The organism is Streptococcus ovis DSM 16829 (assembly GCF_000380125.1).
GTDB lineage: Bacteria > Bacillota > Bacilli > Lactobacillales > Streptococcaceae > Streptococcus > Streptococcus ovis.
In genome coordinates this window covers 99,381-123,307 of record NZ_KB904582.1, presented here as the reverse complement: position 1 = coordinate 123,307, position 23,927 = coordinate 99,381, and the positions used below count along the sequence as shown (strand labels likewise).

Annotated in this window: 23 protein-coding genes and 3 tRNA genes; 16 read left to right on the top strand and 10 right to left on the bottom strand. The window is 42.9% G+C overall.

All coding sequences use genetic code 11. The annotated features are described in order from the left end of the window. Positions 1 to 4 precede the first annotated feature (4 nt). Together A3I9_RS0110300 and A3I9_RS0110295 are read right to left on the bottom strand one after the other, a co-directional pair. A tRNA-Ser gene (locus A3I9_RS0110300) sits at positions 5 to 93 on the bottom strand. Between the two features lie 366 nt (positions 94 to 459). After that, positions 460 to 542, bottom strand: a tRNA-Leu gene (locus A3I9_RS0110295). A gap of 176 nt (positions 543 to 718) precedes the next feature. On the opposite strand from A3I9_RS0110295, the gene rsgA reads away from it, so the two are divergent. From rsgA to purR, 6 genes are all read left to right on the top strand, one after another. Then, entirely contained in the window at positions 719 to 1,591 is an 873-nt protein-coding gene (gene rsgA / locus A3I9_RS0110290; protein WP_018378949.1) for a ribosome small subunit-dependent GTPase A, read from the top strand. A 14-nt stretch (positions 1,592 to 1,605) separates the two neighbouring features. Further along, complete coding sequence (gene rpe, locus A3I9_RS0110285; RefSeq protein ID WP_018378948.1) at positions 1,606 to 2,265, top strand: ribulose-phosphate 3-epimerase; 660 nt, start codon at positions 1,606 to 1,608, stop codon at positions 2,263 to 2,265. After that, positions 2,258 to 2,890 carry a thiamine diphosphokinase gene (locus A3I9_RS0110280; RefSeq protein ID WP_018378947.1) on the top strand — a complete coding sequence of 211 codons (633 nt, stop codon included), beginning with the start codon at positions 2,258 to 2,260 and terminating at the stop codon, positions 2,888 to 2,890. Before rpe ends, A3I9_RS0110280 begins: the two co-directional genes overlap by 8 nt. Before the next feature lies 1 nt (position 2,891). Further along, on the top strand, positions 2,892 to 4,139 hold the full coding sequence (locus A3I9_RS0110275) for a DNA recombination protein RmuC (RefSeq protein WP_018378946.1): 1,248 nt from the start codon (positions 2,892 to 2,894) through the stop codon (positions 4,137 to 4,139). Next, positions 4,129 to 5,073 carry a 3'-5' exoribonuclease YhaM family protein gene (locus A3I9_RS0110270; RefSeq protein ID WP_018378945.1) on the top strand — a complete coding sequence of 315 codons (945 nt, stop codon included), beginning with the start codon at positions 4,129 to 4,131 and terminating at the stop codon, positions 5,071 to 5,073. The genes A3I9_RS0110275 and A3I9_RS0110270 overlap by 11 nt, the downstream gene beginning before the upstream one ends. 105 nt (positions 5,074 to 5,178) lie before the next feature. Continuing rightward, entirely contained in the window at positions 5,179 to 5,991 is an 813-nt protein-coding gene (gene purR, locus A3I9_RS0110265; protein WP_026217437.1) for a pur operon repressor, read from the top strand. 271 nt (positions 5,992 to 6,262) lie between these two features. Here purR and A3I9_RS0110260 read toward each other — a convergent pair whose 3' ends face one another. Together A3I9_RS0110260 and A3I9_RS0110255 are read right to left on the bottom strand one after the other, a co-directional pair. Next, on the bottom strand, positions 6,263 to 7,162 hold the full coding sequence (locus A3I9_RS0110260; RefSeq protein WP_018378943.1) for an RluA family pseudouridine synthase: 900 nt from the start codon (positions 7,160 to 7,162) through the stop codon (positions 6,263 to 6,265). 1 nt (position 7,163) lies between these two features. Then, complete coding sequence (locus A3I9_RS0110255; RefSeq protein ID WP_018378942.1) at positions 7,164 to 8,132, bottom strand: NAD(P)/FAD-dependent oxidoreductase; 969 nt, start codon at positions 8,130 to 8,132, stop codon at positions 7,164 to 7,166. A 161-nt stretch (positions 8,133 to 8,293) separates the two neighbouring features. Here A3I9_RS0110255 and pbp2a point away from each other — a divergent pair, with 161 nt between their 5' ends. The 4 genes from pbp2a to nusG all read left to right on the top strand — a co-directional run bounded on the left by pbp2a (position 8,294) and on the right by nusG (position 11,485). Next, complete coding sequence (gene pbp2a / locus A3I9_RS0110250) at positions 8,294 to 10,474, top strand: penicillin-binding protein PBP2A (protein WP_018378941.1); 2,181 nt, start codon at positions 8,294 to 8,296, stop codon at positions 10,472 to 10,474. A 47-nt stretch (positions 10,475 to 10,521) separates the two neighbouring features. Next, the gene (gene rpmG / locus A3I9_RS13270) at positions 10,522 to 10,674 is read left to right on the top strand and encodes a 50S ribosomal protein L33 (RefSeq protein ID WP_083903982.1); all 153 of its coding nucleotides are present in this window, start codon (positions 10,522 to 10,524) and stop codon (positions 10,672 to 10,674) included. A gap of 9 nt (positions 10,675 to 10,683) precedes the next feature. After that, positions 10,684 to 10,860 (top strand): preprotein translocase subunit SecE, encoded by a 177-nt coding sequence (secE, locus tag A3I9_RS0110245; protein WP_018378940.1) that lies wholly within the window; start codon positions 10,684 to 10,686, stop codon positions 10,858 to 10,860. Between the two features lie 85 nt (positions 10,861 to 10,945). Then, entirely contained in the window at positions 10,946 to 11,485 is a 540-nt protein-coding gene (gene nusG / locus A3I9_RS0110240) for a transcription termination/antitermination protein NusG (RefSeq protein WP_018378939.1), read from the top strand. A gap of 105 nt (positions 11,486 to 11,590) precedes the next feature. Here the strand turns inward: nusG and A3I9_RS0110235 are convergent. Continuing rightward, positions 11,591 to 11,661, bottom strand: a tRNA-Cys gene (locus A3I9_RS0110235). A 352-nt stretch (positions 11,662 to 12,013) separates the two neighbouring features. On the opposite strand from A3I9_RS0110235, the gene rpsB reads away from it, so the two are divergent. Both rpsB and tsf read left to right on the top strand, forming a co-directional pair. Beyond that, positions 12,014 to 12,799 (top strand): 30S ribosomal protein S2, encoded by a 786-nt coding sequence (rpsB, locus tag A3I9_RS0110230; RefSeq protein ID WP_018378938.1) that lies wholly within the window; start codon positions 12,014 to 12,016, stop codon positions 12,797 to 12,799. Positions 12,800 to 12,914: 115 nt separating this feature from the next. Next, complete coding sequence (gene tsf / locus A3I9_RS0110225; protein ID WP_018378937.1) at positions 12,915 to 13,955, top strand: translation elongation factor Ts; 1,041 nt, start codon at positions 12,915 to 12,917, stop codon at positions 13,953 to 13,955. Between the two features lie 170 nt (positions 13,956 to 14,125). Here tsf and A3I9_RS0110220 read toward each other — a convergent pair whose 3' ends face one another. Next, a complete protein-coding gene (locus A3I9_RS0110220; protein ID WP_018378936.1) occupies positions 14,126 to 14,485 on the bottom strand; it encodes a DUF6568 family protein in 360 nt (119 codons plus the stop codon). A 166-nt stretch (positions 14,486 to 14,651) separates the two neighbouring features. On the opposite strand from A3I9_RS0110220, the gene A3I9_RS0110215 reads away from it, so the two are divergent. The 4 genes from A3I9_RS0110215 to glpK all read left to right on the top strand — a co-directional run bounded on the left by A3I9_RS0110215 (position 14,652) and on the right by glpK (position 19,698). Beyond that, complete coding sequence (locus A3I9_RS0110215) at positions 14,652 to 15,110, top strand: CtsR family transcriptional regulator (RefSeq protein WP_018378935.1); 459 nt, start codon at positions 14,652 to 14,654, stop codon at positions 15,108 to 15,110. A gap of 6 nt (positions 15,111 to 15,116) precedes the next feature. Further along, complete coding sequence (locus A3I9_RS0110210; protein ID WP_018378934.1) at positions 15,117 to 17,567, top strand: ATP-dependent Clp protease ATP-binding subunit; 2,451 nt, start codon at positions 15,117 to 15,119, stop codon at positions 17,565 to 17,567. Positions 17,568 to 17,572: 5 nt separating this feature from the next. Beyond that, positions 17,573 to 18,088, top strand: coding sequence for a GNAT family N-acetyltransferase (locus A3I9_RS0110205; RefSeq protein ID WP_018378933.1), 516 nt, complete (start codon positions 17,573 to 17,575; stop codon positions 18,086 to 18,088). 110 nt (positions 18,089 to 18,198) lie between these two features. After that, a complete protein-coding gene (gene glpK, locus A3I9_RS0110200; RefSeq protein WP_018378932.1) occupies positions 18,199 to 19,698 on the top strand; it encodes a glycerol kinase GlpK in 1,500 nt (499 codons plus the stop codon). Positions 19,699 to 19,783: 85 nt separating this feature from the next. On the opposite strand, the gene dusB is transcribed toward glpK, so the two are convergent. From dusB to A3I9_RS0110180, 4 genes are all read right to left on the bottom strand, one after another. Beyond that, positions 19,784 to 20,770 (bottom strand): tRNA dihydrouridine synthase DusB, encoded by a 987-nt coding sequence (gene dusB, locus A3I9_RS0110195; RefSeq protein WP_018378931.1) that lies wholly within the window; start codon positions 20,768 to 20,770, stop codon positions 19,784 to 19,786. Then, a complete protein-coding gene (gene hslO, locus A3I9_RS0110190) occupies positions 20,757 to 21,629 on the bottom strand; it encodes an Hsp33 family molecular chaperone HslO (RefSeq protein ID WP_018378930.1) in 873 nt (290 codons plus the stop codon). Before hslO ends, dusB begins: the two co-directional genes overlap by 14 nt. A gap of 61 nt (positions 21,630 to 21,690) precedes the next feature. Then, positions 21,691 to 22,959 (bottom strand): toxic anion resistance protein, encoded by a 1,269-nt coding sequence (locus tag A3I9_RS0110185; RefSeq protein ID WP_018378929.1) that lies wholly within the window; start codon positions 22,957 to 22,959, stop codon positions 21,691 to 21,693. A 20-nt stretch (positions 22,960 to 22,979) separates the two neighbouring features. Then, on the bottom strand, positions 22,980 to 23,825 hold the full coding sequence (locus A3I9_RS0110180) for a hypothetical protein (protein ID WP_018378928.1): 846 nt from the start codon (positions 23,823 to 23,825) through the stop codon (positions 22,980 to 22,982). Positions 23,826 to 23,927: the final 102 nt, after the last annotated feature.

Sequence of the window (23,927 nt, the reverse complement as noted above, 5' to 3'; positions counted from 1 at the left end):
TTTAAGGAAAGGACGGGATTTGAACCCGCGTGTGAACAGAGTCCACTTGCCGGATTTCGAGTCCGGTGCCGTACCAAGCTGGGCCACCTTTCCAGAATAAAATGGATGGCTAGGTAAATAGTGTGATGTAGAGAATAAAAACTCTCTAAAAAGAAAGTTTTAAGGAATGATGAGAATGTTATGTTTGAGTTTCTTTGACAAGACGGATGAGTGCAGAAAGAACTAAAGTTCATCGGTATGTTGAGACAAGCTGATCTTGTTGATTAATATGATGCGTCGTAGCTGATGGACAGTTCGCTTCGTCTATGCCTTGCGACCAATCTCATCAGCCTGACGGGGGTGCGTAAAATTGAACAATCATCTAGATGGTTATTTTGTGAGGCGATAGCGAGGAAGCGCAGTCGAAGATAATACTAAAGTATATCGAGACAAGCTGACGAGGCTAGCACTCACAAAACATGCGGAGGAAGGGATTTGAACCCTCACACCCGTACGGGCACATGCGCCTGAAGCATGCGTGTCTGCCGTTCCACCACCTCCGCGGGTAGTGACTTAATCATACACGAATTTTCGGGAAAATACAAGTCCTTTCCATCTTCTTTTGGGAATTTCTGAAGGGGAGATTGAATCGAAATCACCATCTGATGGAAATTTTGGTATAATAGAGGGAGTAAGAAATGGATGGGGTAGCGGATTACTCTGGCCAAAAGGAGTTTCATTGCAAGGAATTATTATCAAATCATTAGCTGGCTTTTACTATGTAGAGTCAGAAGGGCAGATTTATCAGACACGGGCACGTGGAAATTTCCGAAAAAAGGGGCAGACGCCTTATGTTGGGGATTTTGTGGACTTTTCGGCTGAGGAAAATTCGGAAGGTTATATTTTGAAAATCCATGAACGAAAAAATAGCTTGGTGCGTCCACCGATTGTTAATATTGATCAGGCGGTGGTCATTATGAGTGCGAAAGAACCGGACTTTAACGCCAATCTCTTAGATCGATTCTTGGTGTTGCTGGAGCAAAAGAGCATTCTCCCTATTGTCTATATTACAAAGTTGGATTTGCTGGAAGATAAGACTGATTTGGATGCTTTTAAAGCTCTCTATGAAAAAATTGGCTATCCTTTCATTTATGAACTCACGGATTTGCTTCCCTTACTGGCTGGTAAAATCACAGTCTTTATGGGGCAGACAGGGGTTGGAAAATCCACTCTCCTCAATAAAATTGCGCCAGAATTGGCTTTGGAGACAGGGCGAATTTCAGACAGTTTGGGACGAGGTCGTCATACAACGCGTGCGGTCAGTTTCTACCCTGTCAATGGTGGAAGAATTGCGGACACACCTGGTTTCTCCTCTTTGGATTATGAAGTCAAGGAAAGTGAGATGCTCAATGAGTGTTTCCCTGAGCTGGCTGAGACCAGTCAAGACTGTAAATTCCGTCTCTGTACCCATACTCATGAGCCGTCTTGTGCAGTGAAAACAGCGGTGGAAGCTGGTGAAATTGCTCACAGTCGTTATGAAAACTATCTCCAATTTCTCAGCGAGATTCAGCAAACGCGGGAAACCTATAAGAAAACAAGTAAAACAAAATAGAAAGTTGGTTGCTTATGTCACACTACAAACTTGCTCCGTCTATCCTAGCAGCGGACTATGCGAATTTTGAATCAGAATTAAAACGCCTAGAGGCAACAGGTGTAGAATACATTCACATTGATGTGATGGATGGTCATTTTGTACCGAATATTTCCTTTGGTGCGGATGTGGTTGCCGCCATGCGTCCACATAGCAAATTGGTCTTTGACTGTCATCTGATGGTGTCCAATCCTGAGCACCATATCGAAAGCTTTGCGCGTGCGGGTGCAGATATTTTAACCATTCATGCGGAGGCAACGCAGCATATTCACGGTGCTTTGCAAAAGATTAAGGCGGCTGGTATGAAGGCTGGTGTTGTCATCAATCCGGGGACTCCGATTGCGTCCATTGCCCATGTTTTAAATTTGGCTGACCAAGTGCTTATCATGACGGTGAATCCAGGGTTTGGGGGCCAGGCCTATATTCCTGAGATGGCTGAGAAAATTGCAGAATTGGCTCAATTGCGAGATGAAAAAGGTTTGCAGTTTGATATTGAAGTGGATGGTGGGATCGACAATCAGACGATTCATTCTGCTAGGGAAGCTGGAGCCAATGTTTTTGTGGCGGGGTCTTACCTCTTTAGAGGGGACTTGGATACCAATGTTCAGATTTTGAAAGTAGCTTTACATGACTAAAATTGCACTTTTTGCAGGTGGAGACCTGGATATGCTTACGACAGATGCGGATATCTTTGTCGGAGTGGATGCAGGCTCCCTTTTTCTTCTAAAACATGGGCTACCACTTGATTTGGCGATTGGTGATTTTGACTCGGTCACAGAAGAAGAGTTTGAACAAATTCGTCAATTAGCATCCGAAATGATTCAAGCTCCGTCAGAAAAGGATGATACAGACTTGGAGTTGGCTCTAAAGATCGTCTTTCAGCGCTATCCACAGGCGGATGTTCAGGTATTTGGTGCCTTAGGCGGTCGAATTGACCATTTGCTGTCCAATTTATTTTTGGCGAGTGAGCCAACTATCGCGCCTTTTATGGAGCAGATTGAGTTGGTTGGGCAAGAGAATTGGATCGCTTTTCGTCCAGCTGGTCAGCACTTGATTGCTCCTAAAGAAGACATGACCTATATTTCTTTTATGCCTGCCGACGGGAGCCGTTTAGGAATTGAAAATGCGAAATACCCATTGAAAGAGGAAAATTTCTTCTTCAAGAAATGTTACAGTAGCAATGAATTTTTGGAGGGTGATATTCGGATTACGCTAGACACAGGCTATGTGGTGATTATTTACAGTAAGGATAGGAACTAGGATGGAGATTGTTAGCATCATTTTACTGGTCTTGGTCTTGGTAGGGACGGTGGTTTTGTGGATGCAGGTGCAGGCCATGAGTCAGCAACTGACGCGAGAATCAGAGGCGACAGCAGATCAACTATCAGATCAGTTGACCTATCAATTGGAGGCTGGGGCGCAAAGGCAGAGTGCCCAGCAACAGTTGCTTCACCAAGAAATGACAGAGCTACGTAGGGAAATTTACCAGCATTTGACAGACATTCGTCAGGAAATGCACCAAAGTCTCTTGCAAAATCGGGATGCGACAGACCAACGCTTGCAGTCCTTGCAGGAATCCAATGAAAAACGTTTGGAAGAAATGCGGCAGACGGTGGAAGAGAAATTGGAGAAAACTTTGCAGACACGTTTGCAAGCCTCCTTTGAGACAGTATCTCAGCAGTTGGAGTCAGTCAATCGCGGTCTGGGTGAAATGCAGACGGTAGCGCGTGATGTCGGGACGTTGAATAAGGTCTTGTCTAATACCAAAACCCGTGGAATCATGGGCGAGTTGCAGTTGGGACAAATTATTGAAGATATCTTAACACCAAGTCAATACGAACGCGAATTCGCAACAGTATCGGGTTCGAGTGAGCGTGTGGAATATGCTGTGAAGATGCCGGGACAGGCAGAGGGCGATTACGTTTACCTGCCAATCGATTCGAAATTTCCTCTGGCGGATTATTATCGTTTGGAAGAGGCGTATGAGGCAGGAGATACAAAGCAAATTGAGTTATATCGTAAGAATTTACTGGCTTCTATCAAGCGATTTGCCAAGGATATCCAGAGCAAGTACCTCAATCCGCCAGAAACAACGAATTTTGGAATTCTCTTCTTGCCGACGGAAGGTCTGTATTCAGAAGTGGTTCGCAATCCTGAATTTTTCGATGGGCTGCGTCGTCAGGAACACATTGTGATTGCAGGGCCATCCACCTTATCAGCTCTTTTGAATTCTTTGTCAGTAGGATTTAAGACCCTGAATATTCAAAAGTCAGCAAATGACATTAGTAAAATATTGGGAAATGTGAAGACAGAATTTGGCAAGTTTGGAGATGTGTTGATAAAGGCGCAAAGACATTTGAGCAATGCTAGCAATAACTTAGATGAATTGCTCCATCGCAGGACTAGTGCTATTGAGCGAACCCTACGCACCATTGAATTGTACGAGGATGATCAAACACGAAACCTCCTCAATCTAACAGAAATAAGTGAGAATACAGATGAAAATTAACCAAATGAAAAAGGATGAGTACTTTGAAGGCTTCTACTTGATTAAATCAGCCGAGTTGAGACAGACAAGAGCTGGAAAAGACTATCTCGCTCTAACCTTCCAAGATGATACAGGGGAAATCACGGGTAATCTCTGGGATGCCCAACCAGGTAAAATCAAACACTTTGTGGCAGGAGTGGTAGTGCATATGGCTGGCCGACGTGAAATCTACAACAATATGCCACAGGTCAACCAGATTACCCTTCGTTTGCCACAAGCGGGTGAGCCAAATGATCCAGCAGACTTTAAAGAAAAACCACCTGTCGATGTGAAGGATACTAAAGAATATCTAAGTCAAATTATTTTTCGGATTGAAAATGCGACTTGGCAGCGGATTGTGCGTGCCCTTTATAGCAAGTACGACAAGGAATTTTATTCTTATCCTGCAGCTAAAACCAACCACCACGCCTTTTATTCTGGCTTGTCTTTTCATACGGCAACCATGGTGCGGTTGGCGGATAAAATCGGAGATGTCTATCCACAGTTGAACAAGAGCCTCCTTTTTGCAGGGATTATGTTGCATGATTTGGCCAAGGTCATCGAGTTGACAGGCCCAGACAATACTTCTTACACGGTACGAGGCAATCTGATTGGTCATATTTCCCTCGTCAATGAAGAAATTACCAAGGTGATTACAGAGCTAGGGATTGAAGATGATAAAGAAGATGTAACGGTCCTTCGCCATGTCATCCTTAGTCATCACGGTCTGCTTGAGTATGGTAGCCCTGTCCGTCCTCAGATTATGGAAGCAGAAATTCTGCACATGATTGATAATATTGATGCGGAGATGATGATGATGATCACAGCATTGGATAAGGTGGGAGAGGGCGAAATGACCAACCGTATCTTTGCTATGGACAACCGCGCCTTCTACAAACCAAAACTAAATAAATAGATTTTTCTAATAAAAAACGAAAAAGCGAGCACTTTTGAAGGTAAAAGGTTCGTTTTTTCTGTGATTTGTGATATAATGGAAAAAAATAGGAAAAAAGGGAAACATATGAAATTAAGAAGAAGCGAACGGATGGTGGTCATTTCTAATTATTTGATGAATCATCCTTATGAATTAACCAGTCTCAATACCTTTGCTGAAAAATATGAGTCAGCGAAATCTTCTATTTCAGAAGATATTGCCATCATCAAGAAAGCCTTTGAAGAGAGCGCTATTGGTCATATCGAGACTGTGACGGGTGCCAGTGGTGGCGTGATTTTTACTCCATCTATTTCTGAGGAGGAGTCTCTTCAAATTGCTGAGGACTTGAGGACGAAGATGGCTGAAAGCAATCGTATTTTGCCAGGTGGTTATATTTATTCTTCTGATTTACTGTCTACACCTTACATTTTGAAAAATGTGGGACGGATTATTGCCAATCATTTCAAGAATGAAAATATTGATGCAGTGATGACAGTTGCGACCAAGGGGGTTCCTTTGGCCAATGCAGTCGCTAATGTTCTCAATGTTCCATTTGTGATTGTTCGTCGTGACTTAAAGATTACAGAGGGCTCCACTGTTTCTGTCAATTATGTTTCAGGATCCAGCGATCGGATTGAGAAAATGTTTTTGTCCAAACGGAGTTTGCCAGCAGGTAGCCGCGTCCTCATTGTGGATGACTTCTTGAAAAATGGGGGAACCATCAACGGGATGATTAGTCTCTTGTCTGAATTTGACAGTACCTTGGCAGGTGTAGCGGTCTTTGCAGAAAACCAGCAGGGCGTTCGTAGTGTAGCTAATTATAAATCACTCCTAGCTGTGACAGATATTGATGTCAAAGAAGGAAAAGTTCAAGTAGAACTTGGAAATTTATTTGACTAATTAAAAAAGTTTGGATTTTATCCAAACTTTTAGGTTGAAGACAAACTATACTTTCCTAATAAAATCAGCCTGAAAAAATGGCTGATTATGAAAAATTAGGGGTGTTTGCAAAATGTAATCCAGACTTTCCGCCGTGATAAAAGTGCCTGAAACTATAAAGTTTCAGGCACCCGGAAGTTTTGAGACATTAGGCTCAAAACTTAGGTATGGAATTCCATCGGAAGTCGCTACCGTCCGTTATCACTTAAGGAAAGTCTAAAAAAGACTTTGTCTATACTCTGAAAGTTTGGATTTTATCCAAACTTTTTCTTTTTTTGAGGAAAGTATCAAATGTATCAGATGTGGCAGACACACAAATCTCTTCTAGTGTGAAGGGGTGTGTTAGTCGCAAGGTCTGCGCATGGAGCATGAGTCGTGGTGCAGGCATTTGATGATAAAGTGGATCACCGATTATCGGATGGCCTTGGTGGGAAAGATGGACACGGATTTGATGGGTCCGCCCGGTTTCTAGTTGGCAACGAACAAGGCTTGTTTTGCGATTGCTTTCTAAGGCCTGGACATGTGTGACAGCTTCCTGACCTTTACGCGGATCCACGACGCGCTTTCTACGATCATGGCGGTGGCGGCCGATTCGATCACGAAGGGTAAAGTCGGTCTCTGTAAATGTTCCCTGACAAAGGGCCAGATATTCTCTAGAAATCCTCTTGTCTTCTAACAGACGGTTCAATATCGGGAGGACAAAGGGATTTTTTGCAAAAAGCACAGCACCACTTGTTTCCATATCTAGTCGATGAACGACATAGCAGGTTTGTCCGACATAGGCGGACACGTGATTGAGAAGGGCAACCTCAGTTGGCTCGTTCCCGTGCGTCTTCATTCCTTCGGGTTTATTGACAATGATGAAGTGTTCATCTTGATAGAGTTCTTCTACTAGGTCAGCCTGTCCTAAAAGGATCTCTTTTTCTGGATAATCTTCGGCATCGAAGATCAATTCAATATAGTCCTTGGGGCCAATTGTTTCTTGCCAATGGACGATTTCTCCATTTACTCGGACATGTTTTTTAGTGCGCAGGAAGTGCCGGATTTTGCGAGGAATGAGAAAATAATCTTCCAATAACTCCTTGACGGTCATCTCTGGCAATGCTTCTGGGATTGAAATGGTAAACTGCATATTAGAGGCTCGTTGAGTGTTTTGGTTGAACTTTTTCAGCTGGATTGATAAAGTTCATAGCGTTGTTGACAGCAGTTGGGGCTTCACCTAAACCTGTCGCAATCAAATCGACCTTTCCTTCGTAGGAGCAGCAATCTCCTACCGCATAAATACCCGCTACAGATGTTTCCTGTTTGGAATTTACGAGAATGCGGTGGCGATGAAGCTCAAGACCCCATTCTTTCAGGGTTCCAACTGAAGACTTGAAACCATAGTTAACAAAGAGGTGATCAAAAGGAAGAGCCATCGTTTCTTCGCTTTTGACTTTTTTGATAATGATTTCCTGTGCTTGATGGTCTTGTCCCACTAGCTCACTAGGGATATAAGGAGTTAGAATGTCTACGTTGGATGCTTTCAAATCTTCCACGTTGTGTTCCAAGGCACGGAATGCATCACGACGATGGACAATCGTTGTTTTTTTTGCGATTTGTTCAAAAGCTAGCGACCAATCAACTGCAGAATCTCCTCCACCCAATACGACCACTTCTTGCCCAGCATACTGCTGGATATTGGAGACATGGTAGTGAATGTTGTCGAACTGCTCAGCACCTTCTACTTCTAGCGGACGCGGTTTGAAGGCGCCTCCTCCCATAGCAACAATCACTGTCCTAGTTTGGTGAACTCCTTTAGTCGTTGTGATGTGGATTGTTTCACCTGTTTCGATACCAGTCACAGTTTCATTGAGGCAGATAGTCGTATCAAATGGTTCCAATTGCTTGATGAGATTATCGGTTAACTCCTTCCCTGTCAATTGAGAATAGGCTGGGATATCCAAAATGGTTTTCTCAGGGTAGAGAATGGCAGGTTGGCCACCGAGTTGTGGCAGGGAGTCAATCAATTTGACCTTGGCATGGCGCAAGTGGGCATAGAAAGCGGTGAAAAGACCGACAGGGCCTCCACCGATAATGGTAATATCATATAATTCAGTCATCGTATCATCCTTTTTTCAGAATATCCCTATTTTATCATAAAAGTGATGAATTTTCCGTCTAGAGAATGATTTTATGAGATGAACCATCACGAAAGACCACTCAAAGCTGAAAAATAAAAGTGAATGTAGTATAATGAGAAAAAAATGGAAAGAGTAAGGATATGAACGAGTACCAGGACAACAATGCCCAGCAAGAATTCTCTCGAAGTGCTTCACGAAGTCGCAGGAGAGGGACAGGAAATGACGAAGACAAACCAAAGAAACCCTCTCGCATTCCAGAGCCTATTCGCCGCTTTTGGCGTCGCTACCAGCTAACAAAGATCTTGTTTATTGTGATTGGAGTCTTTGTATTGACAGTCGGTGGTTATCTTTTTTATTTGGCAAAGACGGCTAATGTAGACGATTTACAAGCGGCATTGAAAGCGACAACCGTTATTTATGATAAGGACAATGTTGAAGCAGGGACACTTTCTGGTCAAAAAGGGACCTATGTGGAGCTCGACGCCATTTCTGATCTGCTGGAACAGGCTGTTGTGGCAACGGAGGACCGTACTTTTTATAAGAATTCTGGCATCAATTACAAGCGAACGTTTTTAGCGATTTTAACTCTGGGGCGTACAGGTGGTGGCTCTACCATTACTCAGCAGTTGGCTAAAAATGCCTTTCTGACTCAAGAACAGACCATTAGTCGGAAGGCAAGAGAATATTTCTTGGCTTTGGAAATTAACAAAAAGTACAGCAAGGACGAGATTCTGACCATGTATCTCAACAATGCCTACTTTGGTAACGGGGTCTGGGGAGTTGAAGATGCCAGCCAGAAATACTTTGGAACCAGCGCTGCGGCATTAAATTTGGAACAAGCTGCTACCATTGCTGGAATGCTCAAAGGACCAGAAATCTACAATCCTTACTATTCGATTGAAAATGCTACCAATCGTCGTAACACAGTCTTGCATGCGATGGCGGATGCCAAATATATTGATAATGGAACAGCAGAGGCGAGTTCTCAGGTCGATATGCAGAGCCAGCTCTATGATAACTACGCGGGCAAACAAAGCAACTATAGCTATCCTTCTTATTTTGATGCGGTGATAGCAGAAGCGATTGACCGATATGGTTTGAAAGAAAGTGATATCATCAACAATGGCTATCGCATTTACACGGAGATGGATCAAAATTCGCAGGCTAGCATGCAGGTTATCTATAATGACGAAAGTATGTTCCCTACATCATTGCAAGACGGCAGCTCTGCACAGGCAGCCAGTGTGGCTCTTGATCCAAAGACGGGTGCTATCCGTGCATTGGTTGGACGAATCAATAGTTCAGAAGACGTTGCCTTTCGCAGCTTTAATTTTGCAACACAATCCGAGCGGAGTCCAGGGTCCACGATCAAACCACTTGTTGCTTACGCTCCAGCAGTTGCAGCTGGCTGGAGTATTGACAAGGAATTGGATAATCACACAGAAACTTATGGTAGTTATACCTTGCATAATTACGATGGTTCAACTTCAGATACGATACCGATGTACCAAGCCTTGGCCCAGTCACTGAATTTACCTGCTGCGTACACGGTGAATCAATTAGGGATAAAAAAAGCCTTTGATTACGGTGAAAAATTTGGCTTGAACATGAAAGATGTGGACAAGGTACTGGGTGTGTCCATCGGAAGTGGGGTGTCTACGAATCCTCTTGAAATGGCACAAGCCTACGCCACCTTTGCCAATGGAGGTGTCATGAAGGATGCTCACCTGATTACACGGATTGAAACTGCCAGTGGGAAGGTATTGGCAACTCACAAGGGAGAAAGTAGTCGCGTCTTAGATCAATCTGTTTCGAATAAAATGACATCAATGATGTTGGGGACCTTTACAAATGGTACTGGCTACAATGCCGATGTTTACGGATATGATATTGCAGGTAAAACGGGGACAACAGAGACCAATTTTGATGCTAATCTCATTAATGACCAATGGATTATTGGCTATACGCCAGATTTAGTCATTAGTCAGTGGGTAGGCTTTGAAAAGACCGACGAGACTCACTATATTGATGGCAATACTTCTTGGATGGCACCAGTGGTCTTCCAAACGGTGGCTGCATCCTTGTTGCAATACACAAAGGGGACTCCTTTTAATGTGGAAAATGCCTATGTTCAAAATGGTATCACTGCGACAACAGACCAAACTACACCTCAAATGCCGGATCAGGTCCAATCAACGATTGATGATTTAGGACAAAAGGCACAGGATTTGATTGACCAGACTCAAAAGAGTATCCAAGATGCTGATTTACCAAATAAGGCAAAAAATTTATGGGATTCCATTACCTCGTGGTTTGAGTAGTTGTCAAATCCCCAAAAAAATGATAAAATAAAAAAGATGGAGGGCTTATGGCATTAAAAAAAGCAAGCCTAGCGTGTACGGTCTGTGGATCTAGAAATTACTCGATTCAACTCTCTAGCAATCCAAAACCGACTCGCCTAGAAGTAAATAAATATTGTAAACACTGTGGACAGTATACGACCCACAAGGAAACCAGATAGGAGTAAGACGTGAATTTTTTCAAAGATACGATTCAAATTTTGAAAGACACAACTTGGCCAACGAAAAAGCAAGGATGGACAGACTTTGTTTCTGTCATGCAATATAGTGTCTTCTTTGTGATTTTGATTTACCTCTTTGACCTTTTGTTGTCAAAAGGGTTACTCGGAATCCTAAATATTTTCTAGTTAATGCTTGCAAGAGAAAAATTGCCATGCTATAATGAAGAAAAGCGAAAGCCTTCGGGCTTTTTTATTATGAAAGGATAAGGCTATGTTAGATAGTTTTGATAAAGGTTGGTTCGTATTGCAGACCTATTCTGGTTATGAAAACAAGGTAAAAGAAAACCTCCTACAACGGGCACACACGTATAATATGTTGGAAAATATTCTCCGTGTAGAAATCCCTACCCAAACTGTAAAAGTAGAGAAAAACGGAGAGGTGAAAGAAGTAGAAGAAAATCGCTTCCCTGGTTATGTCCTTGTCGAAATGGTGATGACAGATGAAGCCTGGTTTGTGGTGCGTAACACACCAAACGTTACTGGTTTCGTGGGTTCACACGGGAACCGTTCAAAACCAACTCCACTTTTGGAAGAAGAAATTCGTCAAATTCTTGTATCTATGGGACAAACTGTGGAAGAATTTGATATCCATGTTCAAGTTGGTGACACAGTCCGCATTATTGACGGTGCTTTCTCTGGATACGAAGGAAAAGTTTCTGAAATTGACAACAACAAAGTGAAGATGATTATCTCTATGTTCGGTAACGATACAGTAGCTGAGGTCAACCTTAGCCAAATTGCAGAATTGTAAACAACAAAAAATCGCTCAAGAGGGCGATTTTTTTCATTATGTTGTGATGTCAAGAATATTCTTGAAAAAACAAAAAGCACTCAATTGAGTGCTTTTCTCACGTCAAGGCGGTAGACGGATTTGAACCGACGATCAAGCTTTTGCAGAGCCGTGCCTTACCACTTGGCTATACCGCCATAACAAGAACTATTCTACCTTAAAATTTGCTTTTGGTCAAGCTAGAATTTTCAAAAGAGTGTGATTTGCTATCTAGCAAACGTCTCAGACTTAATTCCACCATAAAAATCCGTTTTAGACTAACTTCCACTACGGAAGTCAAAGTGGAACTTACTTTGGGAAATTACCAGTTGAATTTATTTAAGGAATAAGCATTGTTACGCTTGCTTTTCCCTTTCATCTTTGGTATACTATATAAGTTGTGTGAACAACAAAATACTCATTCCAAATCCATTGTGGGGCTGTTGCCTTCGGGTTGCCCATGCAAGCTGACGTTTGGAAGAGGAGAAAAACAAAAAAGGAGAAATACTCATGGCAGTAATTTCAATGAAACAACTTCTTGAGGCTGGTGTACACTTTGGTCACCAAACTCGTCGCTGGAACCCTAAGATGGCAAAATACATCTTCACAGAACGTAACGGCATCCACGTGATTGACTTGCAACAAACTGTAAAATTGGCTGACCAAGCTTACGATTTCATTCGTGATGCAGCAGCAAACGATGCAGTTATCTTGTTCGTTGGTACGAAAAAACAAGCTGCAGAAGCAGTGAAAGACGAAGCTATTCGTGCTGGTCAATACTTCATCAACCACCGTTGGTTGGGTGGTACTTTGACTAACTGGGGAACAATCCAAAAACGTATCGCTCGTTTGAAAGAAATCAAACGAATGGAAGAAGAAGGTGTCTTCGAAGTTCTTCCTAAGAAAGAAGTTGCACTTCTTAACAAACAACGCGCACGTCTTGAAAAATTCTTGGGCGGTATCGAAGATATGCCACGTATCCCAGACGTAATGTACGTTGTTGACCCACATAAAGAACAAATCGCTGTTAAAGAAGCGAAAAAATTGGGTATCCCAGTTGTTGCGATGGTGGACACAAACACAGATCCAGATGACATCGATGTGATCATCCCAGCTAACGATGATGCAATCCGCGCTGTTAAATTAATCACAGCAAAAATGGCTGACGCAATCATCGAAGGTAACCAAGGTGAAGACAGTGTTGCAGCTGTTGAAGCAGAAATGGTTGCTGAAGAAGCATCAACTGAATCAATCGAAGAATTGGTTGAAGTGGTTGAAGGCTCAAACGCTGAATAATTAGCAATCTAACCCAAGAGGGCAGAGCGTTCCTGCTCTGTCCTCTATTTTAATGGTAATCATAATCTAGTAAGCACTGCTTATTAAAAGAAATATTTCAAAAAGGAGAACTCTCATGGCAGAAATTACTGCAAAACTCGTTAAAGAATTGCGTGAAAAATCTGGTGCCGGTGTTATGGACGCTAAAAAAGCATTGGTTGAAACAGATGGTGACATCGAAAAAGCAATCGAATTGCTTCGTGAAAAAGGGATGGCAAAAGCAGCTAAGAAAGCGGACCGTGTTGCCGCTGAAGGCTTGACTGGTGTTTACGTTTCTGGTAACGTTGCTGCTGTTGTTGAAGTCAATGCTGAAACAGATTTCGTTGCGAAAAATGCTCAATTCGTTGAATTGGTAAACGAAACAGCTAAATTGATTGCGGAAGGCAAACCTGCTAACAACGAAGAAGCTCTTGCATTGACAACCGCTTCTGGTGAAACTTTGGAAGCAGCTTACGTAAATGCAACTGCAACTATCGGTGAAAAAATTTCATTCCGTCGTTTTGCCTTGGTTGAAAAAACAGATGAGCAACACTTTGGAGCATACCAACATAACGGTGGACGTATTGGCGTTATCACAGTTGTAGAAGGTGGCGACGAAACTCTTGCGAAACAAGTTTCAATGCACGTTGCTGCGATGAAACCAACTGTTCTTTCATACACTGAATTGGATGAGCAATTTGTAAAAGATGAATTGGCTCAATTGAACCACAAGATTGAACAAGACAACGAAAGCCGTGCAATGGTTAACAAACCAGCACTTCCATTCTTGAAATATGGTTCAAAAGCTCAATTGACAGACGAAGTGGTTGCAGCAGCAGAAGAAGCAATCAAGGCTGAATTGGCAGCAGAAGGCAAACCAGAAAAAATCTGGGATAAAATCATCCCAGGTAAAATGGACCGCTTCATGCTTGACAACACTCAAGTGGACCAAGCTTACACGCTTCTTGCACAAGTGTACATCATGGATGACAGCAAGACAGTTGAAGCTTACCTTGAATCAGTAAATGCCAAAGCTGTTTCATTCGTACGTTTTGAAGTTGGTGAAGGTATTGAGAAGAAAGCAAATGACTTTGAAGCTGAAGTAGCAGCTACAATGGCAGCCGCTTTGAACAACTAATATTGATAAAAGCAAAAAAGAGACCTCGCGGTCTCTTTTTTGCTGAAATGCTCAAATGATGCGATGTATGTGAGTCTGGTTGTTAAATAACAAAAATGGTCTGGGAGACCATTTTTATGAGCTCGAACATACAAAAGTGAGTTTATCCGCAAGACATCTGCGGATAAGGTTTAGGCATTAATGAAATCAATGATTTCTTCAACGGATAGGGAGCTATCGCAACGGACTTGAACACCATCAGCTTTGGCATGAAGAAGTCCTGGTACGGTAGGAACATGGTATTGATCGCGTAGGTCCGCAATTTCTTGGGTCGAATAGGCTGGATTTTGTGTATGTAGGAAATACACAGTCCAGTTTTGTGAAGCAGCTGCTGTAGCCAATTTTGGTGCAAAACGGCGGCAGAATGGACACGTATCGCGACCTAAAAAGAGAATGGCACCTTCTTTAGCTTCAAGTAATTCACGTGCTTCTTGTGGTGGAACAGCTTTAAAGTTTTTAATGTTTTCAAAAAAATCGTTTGTATGAAACATTTTGTTCTCCATTTTTCATTTTGTATGCTAGCTAGTATAATGAAAAAAATCTGAAAATGCAAGAATTTGCTACGGGCATAAGGGATGGTAAGAGGGCTCTTTCTTGAAATCTCATCAGGGGAATGCTATAATAGTCAATAATAGTCAGTGAGAAAGGGGCGCCGAAATGGGAATGAAGAATACATCAGACTACATCGAAGAATATATTAAGGCGATACTGGAGCAAGTTAGTGTAGCAGAGTTGAAACGAAGTGAGCTGGCTAGTCGCTTTGAGGTGGTACCCAGTCAGATTAACTATGTCATTAAGACGCGATTTACAGCCAGTCGTGGCTATATTGTCGAAAGCAAACGAGGTGGCGGTGGCTATATTCGTATTGGCCGCGTCACCTTCTCTGATAAGCATGAATTGATTTATGACCTTCTTCAAAATATGGGAGAGGAATTATCATGGGTTGTGTACTCGGATATTTTACAACTCTTATTTGATGAAGGATTGATGACAGAGCGTGAGGGGAATTTGGTTCTTGCAATGGGAACAGATGAGGTGCTTGGCCAGGATGCAGGTCCTATTCGGGCACAAATGCTTCGTCAAGTATTGCGAAGATTGGATAGGAAAGAGAAGTAGGATAGGATGAGATTTTCAAATGGATTGGTGCGTGTTTTTGAAGATGCACAACTGATTGCACAGCGTTATGCGTGTGCTTATTTAGAGACGTGGCATATATTGCTGGCATTTGTACTGAATCATGATACTGTAGCTGGTGCAGTACTGGCGGATTTTCCGGTAGATGTGGATGCCTATGAGCAAGCGACATTTGCAGTAACAGAGAGAAGTTACAAGGAAGAGTTGGCAATACAGGAAATACTGCCTTCTTCTAAACGGTTACTAGAAATGGAAGAGTTGGCAGAGAAGATTGCAGAGATTACAAAGGCACAGTACCTGGGGACGGAGCATCTCTTCATGGCTATCTTATTAGATCGTCGGTCAACGGCTGCACAAATTTTGGATCGGGCTGGTTTTCATTTAGAAGGTTCAGATAATGAATTACGGTATATTGATCTTCGAAAGAATTTAGAACTAAAAGCGGGTTTTTCAAAAGAGGAACTGAAGGCTATACGTAATCTCTTAAAAGGAAATGCCGGAAATAAACAAACCATGGCCAGTATGATGGGGGGGATGCCTCAGCCTCAAAGTGGTGGTTTAGATGATTATTCGCGCGATTTGACAGCACAAGCTAGAGCTGGAGAATTGGAGCCTGTGATTGGCCGAGAGAAAGAAATTTCACGGATGATCCAGATTTTATCACGAAAAACGAAAAATAATCCTGTTTTGGTCGGAGATGCCGGAGTAGGGAAGACGGCACTTGCCTTGGGATTGGCTCAACGGGTGGCAACAGGTCAGGTGCCAACTAGTCTTCAAGGAATGCGTGTTCTAGAATTAGATTTAATGAGTGTGGTTGCTGGGACTCGTTTTCGTGGAGATTTCGAAGAACGGATGAACAATATTATTACGGATATTGAAGAAGATGGCAAGGTCATTCTTTTTATCGATGAATTGCATACGATTATGGGATCCGGTTCAGGGATTGATTCGACCATGGATGCGGCTAATATTTTGAAGCCAGCCTTATCACGTGGAACCTTGCATATGGTGGGTGCGACGACACAGGAAGAGTATCAGAAGCATATTGAAAAGGATGCGGCCTTGGTGAGACGCTTTGCGAAGGTACTGGTAGAGGAGCCTAGTATTGAAGATAGTATGGCGATTTTGAGAGGGTTACGTTCCTCGTATGAACATCATCATCGTGTGACGATTACAGATGATGCGATTGTGACGGCGGTCACCTATGCTAAGCGTTATCTGACAAGCAAACAGTTACCGGATTCTGCAATTGATTTGCTAGATGAGGCGAGCGCAACAGTGCAAAATACTGCGACAAGTCAAGAAGTACAAAAGCCAGAAGCGATGCTAGAAGAAGCATTTCTGAAAAAGCAATACAAGAAAGTCAGTCAACTGATTTTAGAGGCGGAAGAGGAAGATGGAGATCGTCCTCACTTTCCGATCCAGGTGACATCTGATGATGTATTGGCAACCTTGAGTGTCTTATCTGGAATTCCTGTGACGAAATTAACCAAAACAGATGCGAAAAAGTATTTGAATTTGGAAAGCGAATTGCATAAGCGTGTGATTGGGCAGGAAGAAGCAATCTCTGCTGTTAGTCGAGCAATTCGCCGCAACCAATCAGGCATTCGTAGCGGCAAGCGACCAATCGGTTCCTTCATGTTCCTTGGACCAACAGGGGTTGGGAAGACAGAATTGGCCAAGGCCTTGGCAGAAGTGCTCTTTGATGATGAATCTGCCTTGATTCGTTTTGACATGAGTGAATACATGGAAAAATTTGCGGCCAGCCGACTCAATGGAGCACCTCCGGGTTATGTTGGTTACGAGGAAGGTGGCGAATTGACTGAGAAAGTTCGCAACAAACCTTATTCTGTTCTTCTATTTGATGAAGTGGAGAAGGCCCATCCAGATATCTTTAATGTTCTCTTACAAGTCTTAGATGATGGCGTATTGACGGATAGTAAGGGACGGAAGGTTGATTTTTCAAATACCCTGATTATCATGACTTCTAACCTGGGGGCAACAGCTTTACGGGATGATAAGACTGTTGGATTTGGTGCAGTAGATCTTTCGCAGAGTCAACAGCATGTAGAGAAACGGATTTTTGAGGAATTGAAAAAGGCCTATCGTCCAGAATTTATCAATCGAATTGATGAAAAGGTCGTTTTCCATAGTCTGACAGAAAAAGATATGCAGGAAGTAGTCAAGGTCATGGTCAAACCATTGCTCCAAATTGTGGCAGAAAAAGGGATTGCTTTAAAATTCCAGCCATCTGCTCTTAAATGGTTAGCAACAGTAGGCTATGATCCTGAAATGGGAGCACGTCCCCTTCGTCGTGTCATTCAGACCAAAGTGGAGGATCAGTTGGCGGAAATGTTGCTTCGTGAAGAAGTGGTTGCTGGCGATACTTTGAAAATTGGTGTGACAAAGGACCATTTAAAATTTGAAGTCGTGAGGTAGTAAAGATGTATACTATTAAACGAGTGGGGGTGTCAGATGTAGCGACTCTGAGTCAGATTAGCTCAGAAACCTACTTTGACACCTTTAAGGAGAGCATTGTCAATCCACAAGATATGGAAGAGTACTTAAAAGAGGCTTATAGTCTAGAAACATTGACAAAGGAGCTCAATCATCCAGATTCGGAATTTTATTTTCTTTATGTAGATGAGCGATTAGTTGGGTATGTCAAACTGAATACAGGCAATGCGCAGACAGAGTATGTTCGTGACGATACGATGGAAATTCAGAGGATTTATGTTCTGCCCTCTGAAAAGCGACAGGGCTTCGGTACTTATTTGATGAATTTTGCATTATCTCGTGCGAAAGAGAAACACTGTTCTTCCGCTTGGTTGGGAGTTTGGGAGCACAATGATGCTGCTCAAACTTTTTATAAAGGAAAAGGTTTCCAGAAAGTAGGGGAACACATTTATCGGACAGGTCAACAGGAAGACACAGACCATATTTTATTGAAAGAGTTGTAAAACCAGAGTTCGCTCTGGTTTTTTGCTGGTCATCCAATTCGTTTTTAAGTCGCCAATTTTGTTAATTTAGTTTATAATAAAATAGAAAACGATTTCAAAAAGGAGCGACTATGACAGAAAAATACATTATGGCCATTGACCAAGGGACTACGAGTTCCCGTGCCATTATTTTCAATCATAAGGGTGAGCAGGTCGTAGCTAGTCAAAAAGAGTTTCCACAGATCTTTCCACAGGCTGGCTGGGTAGAGCATGATGCCAATCAGATTTGGAATTCCGTTCAATCGGTTATTGCGGAAGCTTTCATTCAGAGCAATGTCAAGCCAGCGGATATTGAAGCGATTGGGATTACGAACCAACGGGAGACCACTGTGGTTTGGGATAAGAAGACAGGTCTTCCGATTTACAATGCCATTGTCTGGCAATCACGTCAAACAGCGGATTTGGCAGAGAAATTAAAAGCGGATGGTTATACGGAGCTGTTCCATGAGAAGACAGGTCTTGTGATTGATGCTTACTTTTCGGCGACCAAGGTGCGGTGGATTTTGGATCAAGTACCAGGGGCACAGGAACGGGCTGAAAAGGGCGAACTGCTGTTTGGAACAATTGATACTTGGCTGGTCTGGAAGATGACAGATGGAGCTGTTCATGTAACGGATTATTCCAATGCTTCACGGACCATGCTCTATAATATCAAAGAGCTAAAATGGGATGACGAGATTTTAGAGTTGTTACGGATTCCTAAAATCATGCTTCCAGAAGTGAAGTCTAATTCAGAAATTTATGGGTATACGGTGCCGTTTCATTTCTATGGTGGCTCAGTTCCTATTTCAGGGATGGCTGGTGACCAACAGGCTGCCCTCTTTGGACAATTAGCCTTTGAACCGGGAATGATTAAAAATACCTATGGCACCGGTTCTTTCATCATTATGAATACAGGTGAGGAGATGCAACTGTCCAAGAACAATCTGGTGACAACCATTGCATATGGGATGAATGGGAAGGTGTATTACGCCTTAGAAGGCTCAATTTTTATAGCAGGTAGTGCGATTCAATGGTTACGAGATGGTCTACGGATGATTGAAACTTCAAAAGAATCCGAAGGATTAGCTCGGGCATCTACGAGTGCAGATGAGGTTTATGTTGTCCCCGCCTTTACGGGTCTAGGCGCGCCATATTGGGATTCAGAAGCAAGAGGTGCTGTCTTTGGCTTGACCCGTGGCACCAGCAAGGAAGACTTTGTCAAGGCTACCTTACAATCCATTGCTTATCAAGTACGTGATGTCATTGATACCATGCAATTGGATGCACAAATTGCTATTCCTCAACTGCGAGTGGATGGTGGTGCAGCTATGAATGCTTATCTTATGCAATTTCAAGCAGATATTTTGGGCATACCGATTGCTCGCGCACAAAATCTGGAAACAACCGCATTAGGGGCCGCTTTTCTAGCTGGTTTGGCTGTTGGCTACTGGAAGGACTTGACAGATTTGCAGGCTTTAAATGCGACGGGTCAACTCTTTATTCCTGAAATGTCTCTTGAGCGGAAGGAACAGCTCTATAAGGGCTGGAAAAAAGCGGTTAAAGCTACGCAAGTCTTTGCGGAGGAATAAGGGAGATATGGTGAAATGGCTTTGATCCAACATTTTTAGTGAAACACAAAAAACTCTAAGCAGGCGCGACCTGCTTAGAGTTTTTTTATGCTTGTTGAGTGGCTTGCTCAAACAGTGCTTCGACTTCGGCAATCGTTTCAGCTTTTGCCACGGCTCCGCGGATTTTGGCCGCGCCAGCTGTCCCGCGTAGGTAGTGTGGTGCGAGGCCGCGGAATTCACGAACCGCAATGGTTTCGCCTTTGAGGTTAGCCAAACGAGTCAAATGATCATGCGCAACTTTCAGCTTATCTGCGAAAGTCAAATCAGGTAGGATTTCGCCTGTTTCGAGGTAATGGTTGATTTGTTGGAAGATATAGGGATTGCCCATAGCAGTACGTCCCACCATAACAGCATCTGCACCGACTTCTTCAATGCGCTGACGAGCGTCTTCGACCTTGCGGATATCTCCGTTAGCGATAAATGGAATTTTGGTAATAGCCTTAGCAACCTTAGTGAGGGTTTCGAGGTCAACAGTTCCTGTGTACATTTGCTCACGAGTCCGACCGTGCATAGCGAGGGCAGATACGCCTGCACTTTCAGCAGCAAGGGCATTTTCAACAGCTAACTCCGGGCTATTCCAGCCAGTCCGCATCTTCACGGTAAGAGGAATGTCAAGGACAGAAGTGACTTCTTTGACAATGTGATAAATTTTTTCTGGGTCTTTCAGCCATTTAGCACCTGCTTCATTTTTGACAACCTTGTTAACAGGACAGCCCATGTTGATATCCACGATATTGGCCTTGGTGTTGCTTTGGATAAAGTCGGCAGCCCGCTTGAGGCCTTCGGCATCCCCACCAAAAAGTTGGATGGACATCGGAGCTTCGTTTTCTTCAATGTGGAGCATATGGAGCGTTTTTTCGTTGTTGTAGAGGAGTCCTTTTTCGGAAATCATTTCCATGACAACGAGACCCGCGCCCATTTCTTTGGCAATGGTACGAAAGGCTGAATTGGTCACACCTGCCATAGGAGCAAGGACGGTACGGTTGGGGATTTCCACATTCCCAATTATGAAAGGCGTATTAAGATTTGTCACGGATGAGTTCCTCCAAGTCTGTTTCGGTAAAGTGGTAGTGGTTGCGGCAGAATTGACAGGTAATATCGCAACCCTTGTCTTCTTCTATCATCTCTTGAATGTCTGTTGTCGTCAAGCTGGCTAGGGCATCAAGGAAGCGCTCTGCTGAACAATCACAAGCAAAACTCAGTGCTTCTTCGGAGAGTAGTTTATAATGATCATCGCCGTAGATAGCAGATAACAGTGCCTCTATGTGGGCATCTGATTCCAAAAGAGTAGAAATGGCTGGCATTTCTTGAATGCGTTTCTCAAAACGAGCAATTTCATCTTCTGTGGCCCCTGGTAAGACTTGAAGCATGAAGCCACCAGCTACCTTAACATGGTCGTTTTCATCTAAGAGGACATTGAGTCCAACGGCAGATGGTGTTTGTTGGCTTTCGGTCAAGAAATAAGCCAAATCTTCACCGATTTCCCCAGAGACAAGTGGGGTCATGGAGTGGTAAGGGTGGCCAATACCATAGTCGGTAATGACTAAAAATTGTCCTTGTCCCACAAGAGGACCCACGATGACTTCGCCAGTCGCTGTTTTTTTGTAATCCAAGTCAGGGTTCTGAATATAGCCTTTTACTTCGCCTTTGTTGTTGGCAATGCTGATGATAGCCCCTGTTGCTCCCTCTGCTAAAATTTTAAGGGTGATCTTCGTATCTCCTTTTTCGTTGGCTGCAAGGAGTTGGTTGGCAATAAAGGCACGGCCGAGTGCAACTGTTGAAGAAGCCATACTGTCGTGTTTTTCTTGTGCTATCCGTACGGTCTCTGTACTATCCAAGACAAAGGCACGGAAGTGTCCATTTTCTGAAATTGTTTTAATTAATTTATCCATAGTGTTTCTATTCTACCATAAAAAAGAAGACAAGTAATCTGAAATTACTCGTCTTTTTCTCTTATTCTGCAACGGTTTTTTCTGTAACTTCTTTTTGTGCTTCCCGGCCTTCATTCAGTAGGGCCTGCACAATTTTTTCGTCGCGCAGTTTGACAGAGTCGTTAATGGTTTCAGCAGACTTGATGATAGTTGCTTCTAGTTGAGCCCGTTGTTGACGTCCTCCTTCAATCGCAGCAATAATGCCATTGTTTTGAGCAACGAGGCTTTCTGCCAGTGCTGTGACCGATTGGATGGAAACCGTTGGACTTTGTGCAGTCCGTTCTAGAGCGGGAATGGCTTCCTTGCTGGTTTCAGCTAACATTTGAAGGGCGGCATTGTTTGCATTGACAATGGCATCCGCTGTCATCCCAGATTTGACTGATTGCTGGAGCATTCCGAGTTGCGCAATGGAGAGCTTCATGGTCGGAATCGTGTTGCGACGAAGCATTCCCAATTTTTGGCGCATATCAGAAGAGATTTTGACCAGATTACGCATTTGTGGCGTAGTGGACCAAGCTACGTAGAGACGGCTGACATATTCGGTGTGTTGTTGCTCTAATGTGTTAATCACTTCCGTCATGCGAGCCAATTCAGCAGATTTGCTGTGGTAGTCAGGCGTTTGAGTATCTAGAAGAGACATCTCGTTTTGCAATTTATTAGCGCGGTTTGCGGATTCTTGTTGGCTAGCTTCGATAAAGGCAATGACCCCTACCAAATTCTCAATAGATTTTGTATTTTCTTCAATCAGCATTTCAGCTGAGACGATATTGCGAGCAAGGGTGTCCTCTTGTCCGACTACACTAGCTGCCATCGCATCCATTTTTTGCTCAATATTTTTGGAGTCAAAATAGAATTCTTGCAGGCTGTTGCTGGTTTGTTTGAAGAGTTTTTGAAGGAAGTTTGGTTTCTTTTCCAATTCAGCTGGTGTAGCATCCTTGTATTTCACTACAAAACCGTGCAATTCTTTATTGGCATTGGCTAAGAGTTCGTCTACCTGTGGAATTTCTAATTTTTTCTGCTCTGCTAAGATATGATTCACAGTTGCATTGACACTTTCAACAGCAGATGTCCCAAAGTCTAGTAGTGCGTTTTGATCGGCAATGAAATTGTCTACTAAAGCAGGGGCTTTGGCTGAAATAGCTGTTCGTTGTTCGGGTGTTAGTTTTTCTAAAAAAGCCAATTGCCCGTTCGTGCTAGTGGTTTCAGCAGTGATGATTTCAGTAGTTTTATCTGTCTTTGTGATTGCTTCATTGGCAATTTTATCAATATCAAAGTTAAATGTGTCAGCCATGGTATCTCCTTTAGGTGTCATTAGTAAACATCGGAACTAGTTGAGAAGGGGTGGTTTTCTGTTTTCTGCGAATTCATCATACGCAAACTGATTTCAAAGTCTTTGAGCTCACTCTCGTTGAGTTGACGTAGGGTTTCATCCAAGTCTAAGTCAAATTGCTCCAAGGCAATCTTGGCCTGGTGTAGTCGCTCATCTGCATTGTAATAATCTTTTGGTGAGGCTTTGATTCGCAAGTAGCCATCTAGAATATCCTTGAAACGCTTCATATTTGTTTCGTGCAAGGCTTTTAGCTCAGCAGCATTATCAGCTTCCTTGATTTTCTTTAAAATCAATTGGTGATCTGTTTGAATATTTCGGTAGGTTTGGATAATTTCAGGCGCCATTCGTAGGATCATTTCTTCTTCACTGGTAGCTGGTTGGCTATCTGGCGAAATATGGAGTTGTTGCAGTTGCTGCTGGATGGCTATTTTTTGGTTATTGATACGTTGTGAAATCGCCGTAAAGCGACCTACTTCCATATGTGGTTGGAGAGAATGTGCTGTGTACGATAGGGAGGTTAATCCCTGCAGTAATCGTTTGGCTACTTTTTCAAACTGGAGGTACTCTTGCCTATCCAATAGTTGTCCTAGACTTTGTAATTCTTGTTCTGATTTTTTGAGACTAGTATCCAACTGCAAAATTTGTGTTTGATACAGCTTTTTCTGCTTTCGTGATTTTTCTGTGATGAGGTAGTAGGCTCCAGCTCCAACCCCTATCATGACCAATAGAGGAATCAGGTTGGTGATAACAACGAGTAGGATAATGACTCCAAGTGCGATGAGGGCAGTATTTTTATTTTTCTGAGGTGGGTAATATCGATTCCCCATGTGCTTCACATCTTTCTAAACAATATTCTTGCTTTCATTTTACAGAAAAATGGATGAGAAAACAACTGTTTGCCTGTAAAGGTGTGACAAAGAAAGTTGAGT

Excerpts from the sequence above, each read along its gene's own strand:
- rpe (WP_018378948.1), top strand. The coding sequence starts at position 1,606 with ATGTCACACTACAAACTTGCTCCGTCTATCCTAGCAGCGGACTATGCG.
- A3I9_RS0110280 (WP_018378947.1), top strand. The coding sequence starts at position 2,258 with ATGACTAAAATTGCACTTTTTGCAGGTGGAGACCTGGATATGCTTACG.
- A3I9_RS0110275 (WP_018378946.1), top strand. The coding sequence starts at position 2,892 with ATGGAGATTGTTAGCATCATTTTACTGGTCTTGGTCTTGGTAGGGACG.
- A3I9_RS0110270 (WP_018378945.1), top strand. The coding sequence starts at position 4,129 with ATGAAAATTAACCAAATGAAAAAGGATGAGTACTTTGAAGGCTTCTAC.
- purR (WP_026217437.1), top strand. The coding sequence starts at position 5,179 with ATGAAATTAAGAAGAAGCGAACGGATGGTGGTCATTTCTAATTATTTG.
- A3I9_RS0110260 (WP_018378943.1), bottom strand. The coding sequence starts at position 7,162 with ATGCAGTTTACCATTTCAATCCCAGAAGCATTGCCAGAGATGACCGTC.
- A3I9_RS0110255 (WP_018378942.1), bottom strand. The coding sequence starts at position 8,132 with ATGACTGAATTATATGATATTACCATTATCGGTGGAGGCCCTGTCGGT.
- pbp2a (WP_018378941.1), top strand. The coding sequence starts at position 8,294 with ATGAACGAGTACCAGGACAACAATGCCCAGCAAGAATTCTCTCGAAGT.
- rpmG (WP_083903982.1), top strand. The coding sequence starts at position 10,522 with ATGGCATTAAAAAAAGCAAGCCTAGCGTGTACGGTCTGTGGATCTAGA.
- nusG (WP_018378939.1), top strand. The coding sequence starts at position 10,946 with ATGTTAGATAGTTTTGATAAAGGTTGGTTCGTATTGCAGACCTATTCT.
- rpsB (WP_018378938.1), top strand. The coding sequence starts at position 12,014 with ATGGCAGTAATTTCAATGAAACAACTTCTTGAGGCTGGTGTACACTTT.
- tsf (WP_018378937.1), top strand. The coding sequence starts at position 12,915 with ATGGCAGAAATTACTGCAAAACTCGTTAAAGAATTGCGTGAAAAATCT.
- A3I9_RS0110220 (WP_018378936.1), bottom strand. The coding sequence starts at position 14,485 with ATGTTTCATACAAACGATTTTTTTGAAAACATTAAAAACTTTAAAGCT.
- A3I9_RS0110215 (WP_018378935.1), top strand. The coding sequence starts at position 14,652 with ATGGGAATGAAGAATACATCAGACTACATCGAAGAATATATTAAGGCG.
- A3I9_RS0110210 (WP_018378934.1), top strand. The coding sequence starts at position 15,117 with ATGAGATTTTCAAATGGATTGGTGCGTGTTTTTGAAGATGCACAACTG.
- A3I9_RS0110205 (WP_018378933.1), top strand. The coding sequence starts at position 17,573 with ATGTATACTATTAAACGAGTGGGGGTGTCAGATGTAGCGACTCTGAGT.
- glpK (WP_018378932.1), top strand. The coding sequence starts at position 18,199 with ATGACAGAAAAATACATTATGGCCATTGACCAAGGGACTACGAGTTCC.
- hslO (WP_018378930.1), bottom strand. The coding sequence starts at position 21,629 with ATGGATAAATTAATTAAAACAATTTCAGAAAATGGACACTTCCGTGCC.
- A3I9_RS0110185 (WP_018378929.1), bottom strand. The coding sequence starts at position 22,959 with ATGGCTGACACATTTAACTTTGATATTGATAAAATTGCCAATGAAGCA.
- A3I9_RS0110180 (WP_018378928.1), bottom strand. The coding sequence starts at position 23,825 with ATGGGGAATCGATATTACCCACCTCAGAAAAATAAAAATACTGCCCTC.